Annotated in this window: 12 protein-coding genes and 5 tRNA genes; 4 read left to right on the forward strand and 13 right to left on the reverse strand. The window is 61.9% G+C overall.

Features of this window, described 5'->3' with window-relative positions:
* The 3 genes from AC1DWI_RS03135 to AC1DWI_RS03145 all read left to right on the forward strand — a co-directional run.
* Window positions 1-711, forward strand: a 711-nt coding sequence (locus tag AC1DWI_RS03135; protein WP_477724358.1) for an extracellular solute-binding protein, incomplete at its 5' end; no start/stop codon positions are given.
* A gap of 52 nt (window positions 712-763) precedes the next feature.
* A complete protein-coding gene (locus AC1DWI_RS03140) occupies window positions 764-2,683 on the forward strand; it encodes an ABC transporter permease (RefSeq protein WP_477670731.1) in 1,920 nt (639 codons plus the stop codon).
* A 57-nt stretch (window positions 2,684-2,740) separates the two neighbouring features.
* Window positions 2,741-3,802, forward strand: coding sequence for an ABC transporter ATP-binding protein (locus AC1DWI_RS03145; protein ID WP_477670730.1), 1,062 nt, complete (start codon window positions 2,741-2,743; stop codon window positions 3,800-3,802).
* 33 nt (window positions 3,803-3,835) lie between these two features.
* Here the strand turns inward: AC1DWI_RS03145 and trpD are convergent, their stop codons facing one another.
* From trpD to trpE, 6 genes are read right to left on the reverse strand one after another with little or no spacing between them, the layout of a single operon-like run.
* Window positions 3,836-4,876, reverse strand: coding sequence for an anthranilate phosphoribosyltransferase (trpD, locus tag AC1DWI_RS03150; protein WP_477670729.1), 1,041 nt, complete (start codon window positions 4,874-4,876; stop codon window positions 3,836-3,838).
* A 42-nt stretch (window positions 4,877-4,918) separates the two neighbouring features.
* A complete protein-coding gene (locus AC1DWI_RS03155; protein WP_477724359.1) occupies window positions 4,919-5,569 on the reverse strand; it encodes a LysE family translocator in 651 nt (216 codons plus the stop codon).
* A 9-nt stretch (window positions 5,570-5,578) separates the two neighbouring features.
* Window positions 5,579-6,622 (reverse strand): low-specificity L-threonine aldolase, encoded by a 1,044-nt coding sequence (gene ltaE, locus AC1DWI_RS03160; protein ID WP_477670727.1) that lies wholly within the window; start codon window positions 6,620-6,622, stop codon window positions 5,579-5,581.
* A 60-nt stretch (window positions 6,623-6,682) separates the two neighbouring features.
* Window positions 6,683-7,261 carry an aminodeoxychorismate/anthranilate synthase component II gene (locus AC1DWI_RS03165; protein ID WP_477670726.1) on the reverse strand — a complete coding sequence of 193 codons (579 nt, stop codon included), beginning with the start codon at window positions 7,259-7,261 and terminating at the stop codon, window positions 6,683-6,685.
* A gap of 3 nt (window positions 7,262-7,264) precedes the next feature.
* Entirely contained in the window at window positions 7,265-7,585 is a 321-nt protein-coding gene (locus AC1DWI_RS03170) for a chorismate mutase (RefSeq protein ID WP_477670725.1), read from the reverse strand.
* Complete coding sequence (gene trpE / locus AC1DWI_RS03175; RefSeq protein ID WP_477670724.1) at window positions 7,582-9,081, reverse strand: anthranilate synthase component I; 1,500 nt, start codon at window positions 9,079-9,081, stop codon at window positions 7,582-7,584. The genes AC1DWI_RS03170 and trpE overlap by 4 nt, the downstream gene beginning before the upstream one ends.
* A 444-nt stretch (window positions 9,082-9,525) precedes the next feature.
* Here trpE and AC1DWI_RS03180 point away from each other — a divergent pair, with 444 nt between their 5' ends.
* Window positions 9,526-10,113 carry a chalcone isomerase family protein gene (locus AC1DWI_RS03180; RefSeq protein WP_457282294.1) on the forward strand — a complete coding sequence of 196 codons (588 nt, stop codon included), beginning with the start codon at window positions 9,526-9,528 and terminating at the stop codon, window positions 10,111-10,113.
* Window positions 10,114-10,157: 44 nt separating this feature from the next.
* Here AC1DWI_RS03180 and gph read toward each other — a convergent pair whose 3' ends face one another.
* From gph to AC1DWI_RS03215, 7 genes are all read right to left on the reverse strand, one after another.
* Window positions 10,158-10,868 (reverse strand): phosphoglycolate phosphatase, encoded by a 711-nt coding sequence (gene gph / locus AC1DWI_RS03185; protein WP_477724360.1) that lies wholly within the window; start codon window positions 10,866-10,868, stop codon window positions 10,158-10,160.
* Window positions 10,869-11,171: 303 nt separating this feature from the next.
* Window positions 11,172-11,732, reverse strand: coding sequence for an HNH endonuclease (locus tag AC1DWI_RS03190; RefSeq protein ID WP_477670722.1), 561 nt, complete (start codon window positions 11,730-11,732; stop codon window positions 11,172-11,174).
* Between the two features lie 32 nt (window positions 11,733-11,764).
* Window positions 11,765-11,840: transfer RNA gene (locus tag AC1DWI_RS03195), tRNA-Val, on the reverse strand.
* Between the two features lie 25 nt (window positions 11,841-11,865).
* Window positions 11,866-11,940, reverse strand: a tRNA-Lys gene (locus AC1DWI_RS03200).
* 7 nt (window positions 11,941-11,947) lie between these two features.
* Window positions 11,948-12,023: transfer RNA gene (locus AC1DWI_RS03205), tRNA-His, on the reverse strand.
* A gap of 15 nt (window positions 12,024-12,038) precedes the next feature.
* Window positions 12,039-12,113, reverse strand: a tRNA-Ile gene (locus AC1DWI_RS03210).
* Window positions 12,114-12,125: 12 nt separating this feature from the next.
* A tRNA-Asn gene (locus AC1DWI_RS03215) sits at window positions 12,126-12,201 on the reverse strand.
* Window positions 12,202-12,365 lie beyond the last annotated feature (164 nt).

Genomic DNA, 12,365 nt, shown 5'->3' on the forward strand with positions numbered 1-12,365 from the left:
GATCTGCACCCTTGGGCCGTGAAGCAAGCCGAGGCCTCCAAGTACCGCACGGTCGGCGTTTATGCAGGCGCCCTGGGGTTCAGCTTCAATACCGTCGAGCTGGCCAAACGCAAATTGCCCGAACCCAAATGCTGGGCCGACCTGATCAAGCCGGAGTTCAAGGGCGAAGTCCAGGTCGCCAACCCCAACTCGTCCGGCACCTCCTACACGCTGCTCGCCACCCTCGTGCAAATCATGGGCGAAGACAAGGCCTTCGACTACCTGAAGGCCCTTCATCGCAACATCAACCAATACACCAAGTCGGGCGCTGCGCCAGCCCGTGCGGCAGCCACCGGCGAAAGCATGATCGGCATCACCTTTCTGCACGACGCCGTCACGCACGCCGTGGCAGGCGCTCCACTGAAGGTGGTCGCACCGTGCGAGGGTACGGGCTACGAGATCGGCAGCATGAGCATCATCAAGGGTGCCAAAAATCTGGCCAACGCCAAAAAATGGTACGACTGGGCCCTGACACCTGAAGCGCAGGACATTGCCACGGTCGCGCATTCGTACCAGAACCCCTCCAATAAAAAAGCATCCTTGCCGCCACAGGCGCCCAAGCTGGCCGACGTCAAACTGATCGACTACAACTTCGCCAAGTACGGCGCTTCGGCCGAACGCTCGCGCCTGCTGGGCAAATGGGACAAGGACATCGGGGCACTGCCCAAGTGAGTGCTGAACACATCCCGCAATTCCATTGCTCACTGATGAATCACGTCACACCTTGACTACACCCATTGCAGTGATGGCAGCCGCCCCACGCGTGCGGGCTGATCCGCTGAGCTGGCTGCTGGCAGCACTGGGCATTGCAGCGGGCGTGCTTCTGATGCCGTGGACCCAGAGCTCAGCTTACGTTGCCGGCGGGTGCGTGCTGGCCGCCGTCGCAAGCGTGCTGGCAACACGTGCCGGCGCATTCAAGAGCGATGCCGCCATTTCCGGCATCGTCTGCATCCTGTCGCTGCTGCTGGCCATTTTTGTCATCTACCCGATCGGGCGCATGCTGCTGGCGGCTTTCGTGGACGAGCGGGGCAACTGGCTGATCCAGACCGCCGCCGCCCGGTTTTTCAGCGAAGACATCTGGGGCACGGGCTGCATCGCCGGCAACGTCAGATGCGGCGTGGCCATCAACTCCATCGTTCTGGCCACCCTCGCCGGCATCGGAAGCACGCTTTTCGGTTTCGCGCTGGCCCTGCTGGCCGAGCGGGGCGGCAGGCGTTTTCGCGGCAGCCTTCGCGTGCTCTCCATCCTGCCGGTCGTCACGCCGCCTTTTGTCATCGGCCTGGCCATCATCATCCTGTTCGGCCGAACCGGCATCGTGACTCAGCTGATGAGCGACTGGTTCGGCATTGCCCGGTCGCGCTGGATCTATGGCCTGCCCGGCGTACTGCTGGCGCAAGTGGTGTGCTTTACGCCCCTGGCTTTCCTGTTGATCAGCGGTGCGCTGCGCCTCGTCAGCCCGACGCTTGAAGAAGCGGGCCAGGTGCTGAGGGGTTCGCCATGGCATGTGTTCCGCACCGTGACCTGGCCTCTGGTGCGCCCTGCCATTGCCAATGCCTTCCTGCTGGGTTTTGTGGAAAGCCTGGCGGACTTCGCCAATCCGCTGGTGCTCTCGGGAAATTTCGAGGTACTGTCGACGAAAATTTTCTTCGCCATTGCCGGCGCGCAGCACGATGCATCACGCGCGGCTATCCTCGCCGTCACGCTGCTGCTGCTGACGGTCGGCATCTTTGCACTGCAACAGCGCTGGATCGGCAAGGCCTCCTACACATCCGTGAGCGGAAAAGGCGACAGTGGCCTGCCCGCCGCGCTGCCCACAGGCGTCAAGTGGGGCGCACTGGCGCTGGTCCTTCCCTGGGGCGTGCTGACGGTGCTGTCGTACGGCATCATCCTGATCGGCGGCGTAGTCAAGGACATCGGAAGGTTCGACCTGACACCTTCGCTGCAGCACTTCGAGACTGGCTTTGGCCTGAGTTGGGGCGCAGGTGGCCTGGTGTTTTCGGGCTCGGCGTGGAACAGCCTCTTCACCACGCTCGGCGTCGCGGCTGTTGCCGCACCTCTTACCACCGCGCTGGGCTTGCTGGGAGGCTATGTCGTAAGCCGCCACGTCTTCAAGGGCCGGCGCGCCTTCGAATTCCTGACCATGGTGAACTTCGCCGTGCCCGGCACCGTGATCGGTGTTGCCTACATCGTCGCCTTCAACGTGCCGCCGCTTGAATTCACCGGCACCTTCGCCATCATCGTGCTGTGTCTGGTGTTTCGCAACATGCCGGTGGGTGTGCGGGCCACGGTCTCGGCCCTGTCGCAGCTCGATCGTTCGCTCGACGAAGCCTCCGCCACGCTGCGCGCGAGCACATCGCGCACGTTCGCGCGGGTCATCCTTCCGCTGCTGCGTCCCGCCATCATTGCCAGCCTTGTGTTCAGTTTTACGCACGCCATCACGGCCGTCAGCGCAGTGATCTTCCTGGCGACCGCCCAGCACAACCTTTCGACGGTCTATATCGCGGGGCGTGTCGAAGTCGGCGAGTACGCGCTCGCCATTGCCTATTCGTCGGTGCTTATCGTGATCATGCTGGCCTGCGTCCTGCTCATCCAGCGTTTCATCGGCAATGCGGAGCTGGGGCGGCGCGCGGTGTCCACCGCCTGAGCCTCTGGGTCATCGTCACATCTTTTTCGTTTCACTTTTTTTTAAGCAGGCCCTGCCATGAACCCGTCCCCCGCCGCAGTGGAGTTTCAAGGCGTCGTCAAGCGTTTCGGCAAGGTGGTTGCGCTGCATCCACTTGACCTCACCATCGACAAGGCAGAGCTGGTGACCCTGCTGGGGCCTTCCGGTTGCGGCAAGACAACACTGCTGCGGCTGATCGCAGGCCTCGAGCTACCTTCCGAGGGCGTGATCCGCATCGATGGCCGGGACGTCACCGGCAGGTCGGCGAACCAGCGCGACGTGAGCCTGGTTTTCCAGTCTTATGCGTTGTTCCCGCACATGAGCGCGCTGGAGAACGTGTGCTACGGCCTGCTCGCCTCCGGCATGAAGAAACCGCAGGCCGTGGCGTTGGCAAAAACCAAAATGGACCTGCTCGGCATTGCCGACTACGCCGATCGGCTCTCGTCGGAGCTGTCCGGTGGGCAGCAGCAGCGCGTGGCAGTGGCACGGTCACTGGTGCTGGAGCCGGCCGTGCTGATGTTTGACGAACCCTTGTCGAACCTGGATGCCAAACTGCGCCGCAAGGTACGCCAGGATATCCGCGACCTTCAGCAGAACCTGCAACTCACCGTGGTTTACGTCACGCACGACCAGGAAGAGGCGCTGGCGGTGTCAGACCGCATTGTGGTCATGCAAAAGGGACGCATTGCGACGATGGGCGCGCCGCGCGATTTGTACGAGGCGCCCGTCTCAAGTTTTGTGGCGGACTTCATCGGCGACGCCAACCTGATCAACGGCGAGCTGGTCACAGTGCAAGGCCAGCATTTCTTCCGCGCCGACCAGGTTGATGTGCGGGTTGTCCCGCCGCCAGGCATGCCGGACGGCGCCGTGGCCCTGGCCATACGCCCACACCGCATCCGTATCGGCGAACTGGAAGCAAGCACACTGACAGGAAAAGTCCTGCGGCAGGCTTACCTGGGTAGCCGGATCGAAAGCGTGGTGCTCACGCCGCTGGGTGAACTGCTGGTGTTCAGTGACGCCCTGCTGAGCGTGGCCGAGCCAGGCAGCACGGTCGGCCTGCATTTTGCCGCAACCGACGCGCGCGTGACCGCACGGGAATAGATAGCTGCGCAGCCATGCGCCGCCGGCAAGCCGTCAGGCGAGCTTCTGGCTGTGGCTGACCAGCTGATCGAGCTTGGCCCTGGCCGCGCCCGACTCCAGCGCAGCGCGGGCCAGCACGATGCCAGCCTTCATGGAATCGGCCACATTGGCGGCATACAGCGCCGCCCCGGCGTTCAGGACCACAATGTCGCGCGCAGCACCCGGCTGGTTGTCGAGTACACCCTGCAGCATGGCCTTCGACTGCTCGGGCGTTTCCACGCGCAACGCGCGATTGCTGGCCATAGGCATGTCGAAGTCTTCAGGGTGGATTTCGTATTCGGTGATTTCGCCGTTCTTGAGCTCGCCGACCACAGTAGCCGCGCCCAGGCTGACCTCGTCCATGCCGTCCTTGCCGTAGACCACCAGCGCGTGCTCGGCACCCAGGCGCTGCAAAGCGCGGACCTGGATACCAACCAGGTCCGAATGAAACACGCCCATCAGGATGTTGGGTGCACTGGCCGGGTTGGTCAAGGGGCCCAGGATATTGAAGATGGTGCGCACGCCGAGTTCCTTGCGGATGGGCGCAACGTTCTTCATGGCAGGATGGTGGTTGGGTGCGAACATGAAGCCCACACCGACCTCGTCGATGCACTTCGCAATGGCTTCGGGCGACAGGCCGATATGGATGCCCAGCGACTCGATCACGTCGGCGCTGCCCGACTTGCTGCTGACACTGCGCCCGCCGTGCTTGCTGACCTTGGCGCCGGCTGCCGCCGCCACAAACATGGAACAGGTCGAGATGTTGAAGGTGTGCGAGCCGTCACCACCGGTGCCGACGATGTCGACCAGATGGGTTTTGTCGGCCACATTGACCTTGGTCGAAAACTCGCGCATCACCTGCGCGGCGGCCGTGATCTCGCCGATGGTTTCTTTCTTCACGCGCAGGCCGGTGATGAGCGCAGCCATCATGACGGGCGACATCTCGCCGCTCATGATCAGCCGCATGATGTGCAGCATCTCGTCGTGGAAGATTTCGCGGTGCTCGATGGTGCGCTGCAGGGCTTCTTGCGGCGTGATCTTGTGGGTGTTGGGCATGACGCGTCTCGCTTCTTCGTTCTGGAGCTATATAGAACCGGTTCAGTTGGCCGGATGATCGGTAAAGGCCAGCTTGAGGCCGAATGCGATGAACATGGCGCCGGCCGCGCGGTCCAGCCAGTGCATGCCGCGCTGCACGGCATCGCGCCGGGCCATCCAGGCAGCCGCCAGGGCCCAGCCCGAATTSACCGGGATGGCGTTCAARTTGAACAGCACGCCCAACAACACAAAGGCCAGGGCCTTGTTGTCAGTGCCGGGCGCGATGAACTGCGGCACGAAGGCCAGGAAAAAAATCGCMACCTTGGGGTTCAGSACATTGGTCCAGAAGCCYCCCATGAAGACGGCTTTCAGGCGCCGCTCCGGCTGGGCGGCAGCCGCCGCGGCGAGGTCGGTGGTGGCCTGCGGCGCCCTGGAAAACAAAATTTTCGCGCCTATCCACAGCAGGTACGCCGCGCCTATCCACTTAAGCACGGTAAATGCCGTGGCCGAAGTCGCAAGCAAGGCACCGACGCCCACGGCCGCCGCGAAGATGTGGACGAAGCAACCAGCCGTAATGCCGAGGCCGGCAACAATGCCGGCGCGCGCGCCCGAGCGCAGTGAATTGGTCACGATATAAAGCACGTCCGGGCCCGGCGTCAGGTTCRGCAGCCAGCCAGCCGCGATGAAAATCAACAGGTGTTGAAAGTCAGGCATGGCGTACTCCTAATGGTTGAAGAATTGCCGGATGGCGGCCACAGCGCGGTCTACGCCGGCGGTGTCCACATCCAGGTGCGTGACAAAACGCAGGCGGTACATGCCGGTGTTGGCATCTATGCCGTGCGCAGCCAGGCTGGCCAGCAGCGCGTTCATGCGCTCTCGCGTGCCACCCACAACATCGGCAAAGACGATATTGGTATCGGGCGCCACCACCTGCAGTTCCGGAATGCCAGCGAGCCCGTCGGCCAGACGGCGGGCCAGTGCATGGTCTTGCGCCAGCCGGTCGACGTGGTGGTCCAGCGCGTAAGAAGCCGCGGCCGCCAGCAGGCCGGCCTGGCGCATCGCGCCGCCGGCCATCTTGCGCACGCGGTGCGCGCGGGCAATGAACTCCTTGGAGCCGCACAGGGCCGAGCCCACCGGGGCGCCCAGCCCCTTGCTGAAGCAGATCGACACCGAATCAAAACACTGGGCGATGCGGCGGGCTTCCGCTTTCACCTCACCGCCGGTCTGCTCAGCCTGGGCCGTGGCGGCATTGAAAAGGCGCGCGCCGTCCAAGTGCCGTGACAAGCCCTTGCTTTTGGCCAGTGTGGTCGCCTGCTCGACATAAGCCATCGGCAGCAACTTGCCGCCCAGCGTGTTTTCCAGCGCAAGCAAGCGGGTGCGCGCGAAATGCGCGTCGTCGGGTTTGATCGCGGCTTCAATGTCGGCCAGGGCCAGCGTGCCGTCGGGCTGGTGGTTCAGCGGCTGCGGCTGCACACTGCCGAACACCGCCGCGCCGCCGCCTTCCCAGCGGTAACAATGCGCCAGCTGGCCGACGATGTATTCGTCACCGCGCTGGCAGTGGCTCAAGATCGCGCAGAGATTGCTTTGCGTGCCTGTGGGCACAAACAGGGCCGCTTCAAAGCCCAGCAGGCCGGCGATTTTTTCCTGCAGCGCGTTGACGCTGGGGTCGTCGCCAAAAACGTCGTCCCCCAGTGGCGCCGCTTGCATGGCCTCACGCATGGCTTGCGTGGGCCGGGTGACGGTGTCGCTTCTCAAATCAATAGTCATTTCGGCCTCCAGCCCTTTTAAAATCTGCGTCAGCAGCTATAAAAACAATAGCAACGCAGGTCATGCTGTTTGCTCCAGGAAGTTCTTCAGCATGGCGTGGCCGTGCTCGGTGAGGATGGATTCCGGATGGAACTGCACACCCTGGATCGGCAACTCCGTGTGGCGCACACCCATGATCTCGCCGTCGTCGGTTCGCGCCGTGACAGTCAGCACGTCGGGGCATGAAGACTTTTCGATGGCCAGAGAGTGGTAGCGGTTCACCACAAACTGCTCGGGTAGCCCGGCGAACACGCCCTGCTGCGTGGTGGTGATGACACTGGTCTTGCCGTGCATGAGCTGCTGCGCGCGCACGATTTTGCCGCCGAAGGCCTCGCCAATGGCCTGGTGGCCCAGGCACACACCCAGAATCGGCAGCTTGCCGGCAAAGTGCTGGATGGCCGCGACGGAAATGCCGGCCACCGCCGGCGAGCAGGGGCCAGGCGACACCACCAGCAGGTCTGGCGCGCGCTCGGCGATACCGGCTACCGTGATTTCGTCGTTCCGAAAAACTTCCACCTCCGCTCCCAGCTCGCCAAAATACTGGACGATGTTGTAGGTGAAGCTGTCGTAGTTGTCGATCATCAAGAGTTTGTGCTTCATGATTCAGGTCTCCTGGCGCAGGCGTGTGAATTCGCCGCGCTCAAAGTCAATGGATGCGGCAATCATGGCGCGGTAAGCAGCCTCCACGATGGCCTCGGGGGCGCCGGCTTTGCGGGCCTGTGCGCGCACGCGCTCGATGATGAAATCGATGCGAGCCTGGTCGTACACCTGATCCGCGTTCTGCTTGATGCTCGCCGCCTGTGCCACATAAGCGCTGCGCTCGGCGATCAGCGGCACGATGCGCTCGTCCAGCGCGTCGATGTTGCGGCGCACGTCGGCCATGCTGTGGCAATGCTCGATGCCTGCGTGGGTTGGCTGGCTCATTCCAGGCCCTCCTCGACTAGCTCGGATGCCCGCAGCAGCGCGCGCGCCTTGGCTTCGGTTTCTTTCCATTCAAGTTCAGCCACCGAATCGGCCACCACACCGGCCGCCGCCTGCACATACAGCATCTGGTCCTTGATAATGCCGGTGCGGATCGCAATGGCGACATCCATGTCGCCGGCATAGCTGAGGTAACCGCAGGCGCCGCCGTAGAGGCCCCGCTTGGTCGGCTCAAGCTGGTCGATCAGCTCCATGGCATGGACCTTGGGCGCGCCGGTGAGCGTGCCGGCCGGGAAGGTGGCCTTGAGCACGTCCATGCTCGACATGCCGTCAAGCAGCGTGCCCTCCACATTGCTGACGATGTGCATCACGTGGCTGTAGCGCTCGACCGCGAAGGCTTCGGTGACTTTCACCGTGCCGGTTTTGGCGATGCGGCCAATATCGTTGCGCGCCAGGTCAATCAGCATCACGTGCTCGGCACGCTCTTTGGGGTCGTTCACCAGTTCGTGCTCCACGGCCTTGTCGGCCTCCGGCGAAGAGGCTCGGGGCCGCGTGCCCGCCAACGGCCGGATGGTGATTTTCTGCCCGTCGTCGATTTTTTCCTGGCGCACCAGAATTTCGGGAGATGCACCCACAACATGGAAGTCTCCGAAGTGGTAGTAGTACATGTAAGGCGAGGGGTTCAGTGAACGCAGTGCGCGGTACAGGCTCAGCGGCGACTCGGTGTAGCGCTTCTTGATGCGCTGGCCGACCTGYACCTGCATGAAGTCGCCCGCCTCGATCAGCCGCTTGGCGCGTTCCACGGCGGCAATGTAGTCTGCCTTGGCAAAATCGCGCTCGGCCGGATAACTCTGCGACGGTTTCACCACCGGCGCGCTGACGGAATACTTCAGCTGGTCCTTGAGCTCGCGCAGGCGCTTTTTGGCATTGGCATACGCCTCCGGCCTCGCCGGGTCGGCATAAACAATCAGGTAAAGCTTGCCCGACAGGTTGTCGATCACGGCGAGCTCTTCACACTGCAGCAACAGGATGTCGGGGCAGCCCAGCGTGTCCGGCGGACAGGAGGCTTCGAGTTTCTTTTCGACGTAACGCACGGTGTCGTAGCCGAAGTACCCCGCCAGGCCGCCGCAAAAGCGCGGCAGGCCGGGCCGCAGGGCGACCTTGAAACGCTTTTGGTAGTCGCTGATGAAGTCCAGCGGATTGGCTTTGGAGGTTTCCACAACCTTGCCGTCCGTCACCACTTCGGTCAGGGTATCTGGCCCAAAACCGGATGCCCGCACCAGCGTGCGCGCGGGAAGGCCGATAAAACTGTAGCGGCCGAACCGCTCGCCCCCCACGACCGATTCCAGCAGGAAGCTGAACTTGCCGCCGTCTCTGGAATGCGCAAGCTTGAGATAAAGGGAAAGAGGTGTTTCGAGGTCGGCAAACGCCTCGACCATCAAGGGAATGCGGTTGTAGCCCTGGCCGGCCAGGCTTTTAAATTCGAGTTCTGTGATCACGGATGAGTCCTTCGCAAGGAGGCAACGCGCTCAAAGGCGTAGCCACCTGTCATTCAAAATACCCCGAAGCATGGGGCCGGGATGCTCCGGCAGGGCCGGAGCGCATCAAGGGGGTGTCGCAAAAACCGCGGCAGATACACGGGCAAGTGGCAGTGTGCCAGCCCGCGTGCGCCTCAGGCGTGCGAGAAATGACAGGTACGCCAGGGCCAGGCTCCCCGGCCTGCACAACCTGTCTGAATGACGCGATGAATGAACATGAAGGACAAAGTGTAGCAAACAGCGGCCCATCAGGGCCTCCAGGCCAGCGCAGTTGGCAAAGTTACAACAACTGGTAGTAATGCTTATCTCGCAAACCCTCTTGTAAGGGAGGGTAGCCGCACCCAAAATGAACCCATAAAAAAAAGAACGCTCGTTCTATTTTCCCTATTATCTGGAGATAAATTCATGACTTTGACAACGCGATGCATGGCTGGCTTGGCCGGTTTGGTACTGTCGTTCAGCGCCCTGGCCGACCCTATGGAAGTTTCAGGCATCAAGCTCGATGACCCGGTCGAGGTGAGCGGCGCCAAGCTCCACCTGAACGGCGCAGGCGTTCGCTATAAAGCGGTTTTCAAGGTCTATGTCGGCGCGCTCTATCTCGGGAAAAAAGCAGTGACTCCTGAAGAGGTCTACGCGGCCCCAGGTCCCAAACGGGTCAGCATCACGCTGCTGCGCGAAATTGATTCGAACGAGCTCGGCAAGAGCTTCACCAAAGCCTTTGAAGAAAACACGCCAAAAAACGAGATGTCCAAGCTGATTCCCGGGCTGATCAAGATGGGACAGATATTCGCCAGCCAGAAAAAATTGGTGGCCGGGGACAACTTCACCATTGACTGGATCCCCGGCACCGGCACCATCATCACGGTCAAAGGCAAACCGCAAGGCGATCCATTCAAGGAAGCAGAGTTCTTCACCGCACTTCTGCGCATCTGGCTGGGCCCGCAACCGGCCGACTGGAAACTGAAGGACGCGATGCTCGGCAAACCCGCCTGAAGCGGCGCAAGTCACACTCTCTCAACGGGGCGCAAGCCCCGTTGTCATTTCTGGAGCCGCAGCTCCGCCAGCGAGTCAATGAAGCCATCGGCGTCCACAGCGCGAACCGGCTCGCCATGGTTATACCCATACGTCACCAGCAACACCGGACAGCCCGCGGCCCGGGCGGCCCGGGCATCGTTGCTGGAGTCGCCGATCATCAGCGTGCGGGCAGGCGAAGTGCCGAGGCATTCGCAGGTTCTCAGCAAGGGCAGCGGATCTGGCTTTTTGCGCTCGAATGAATCCCCGCCAAAAACCTGGGTAAAAAAGCCGTCGAGGCCTTTGAGCTTGAGCAGTTCGCGGGCAAACGCCAGGGGTTTGTTGGTCAGGCAGGCAAGCCGCAGTCCGTCCTGCTGCAACACATGCAAGCCTTCCAGGACACCCGGATAAACCGCAGAGTGCCGGCCATTGATGCGGGTGTAATGCCGTTGGTAAGCGACGTAGGCCGCATCGTAAAGCGCTATTAAATCGATAGCTGCCAGCGCAATGCCCATCTTCTCCTGGACATATTTCAGCGTGGTCCTGACGAGATGCTCCGAGCCTTTTCCAACCATGCGCTCCACTGCTGCAGCATCAAGCGCAAACGCCGGCAGGTGGCCCGGCAGCAYTTCGGCCAGCATCAGGTTGAGGGCAGCCACAAAGTCGCCCAGGGTATCGACCATGGTGCCGTCCAGGTCGATGATGGCAGCGTCAAAACGGTCGTTGTCAAAAATCATTAGGGTTCAATACAAGGCAGTAACGCTCAAAACAGATAGCAGCCCGAACTGATGATACGGATGAGTCATTCCTGGCACAGGAATTCTCCCCAAGACCAGTCACCGCCAGTACCTCATCGGGTTGATCTTAAAGGCAGATAGCCTGTTGTCTTCTGCAGCCGTGAGTCCGGGCCGATCCTGCCATATGGCGGCGGCCGTGGGCCGCGCACAGGCATGCTGGACAGCATGCCGATGATCCAGGGAACTATCAGGAATAAAAAAGCGGCGCACCACTTTCGCGACGCGCCGCTTCGGCTGCTGAACTCAATTCAGCCTGGATTCCTTGGGCAGCCGGGCGGCCAGCCACTCATGGACGTCGGCCCGTACATTGCGGCCGCGCAGCAGGAAGTCTTCCCACAGCGACGGAACGTAAGGCAAGTAGACCAGCGGCATTCCAGCCTGCTCGGGGGTGCGGGCGCCTTTGCGTGCGTTGCACGACCGGCATGCACTGACCAGGTTGGTCCAGCTGTAGGCTCCACCCTTGCTGTCGGGAATGATGTGCTCGGCTTCGAGATCTTTTTCGAGGAAGATCTGAGCGCAGTAGGCGCAGGTGCAGCGGTCCCGGCGCAACAGCTTGGGTTTCGACACGGCCGGCGTGACCTCAAACAGGTTGCGCCGCGGCGAACCGCGCAGGGCAATGATGGGCTGAATGACCATCAGCGATTGCCGGCCACGCGCCACATTCCACCCACCGCGAAGCGTGGCGAGGGGGCTGTCACCCTCCTCCCACGCCACAGTACCGGTGGCATAGTGCAACGCCGCATCTTCAGCCGTGATCCAGGCCTGGGGCGTCCCCTGGATGTCGAGCTGCAGAACGTGATGCATCGTGGCCTCCTGTAAGGTGAAATGAATGAATTTGGTAGCTCTTGAGAGGATCGAACTCCCGACCATCGCCTTGTAAGGGCGCTGCTCTACCTGCTGAGCTAAAGTGCTGAACAACGAAGCGCTGAATGGCGAATGGTGCGGACAGAGAATTTCGAAATCTCGACCTACCGGTTAAAAGCCGGTTGCTCTGCCTCTGAGCTATGCCCGCATTGGAGTGGGGTGCAAGACCGGACTCGAACCGGTGACCCGCGGGGTCACATCCCGCTGCGCTGCCAACTGCGCCACTTGCACCGAAAAAAAAGAAACTGGTAGCCGCAGCCGGCATCGAACCAGCGACCTGTGCCTTATCAAGGCACTGCTCTACCACTGAGCTATGCGGCTATGAAAAAAAATTGGCTCCACGACCTGGGGTCGAACCAGGGACGACGCGATTAACAGTCGCGCGCTCTACCAGCTGAGCTATCGTGGAATAAGGGAGGCGGGAAATCAGGTGGGCTCACCACTCGCCGCATTCGCGGACACGCTGATCCAGGTCACGGTCATCTTGTGCATGCCCTCGCTTCTCCAAGGCATGACGATGCCGCGCGCTGCCGGCGGCGGCGATACCGCGCAGCAGGGCACGAACAATGCGGT

The organism is Polaromonas sp. P3_C2, from assembly GCF_056402675.1.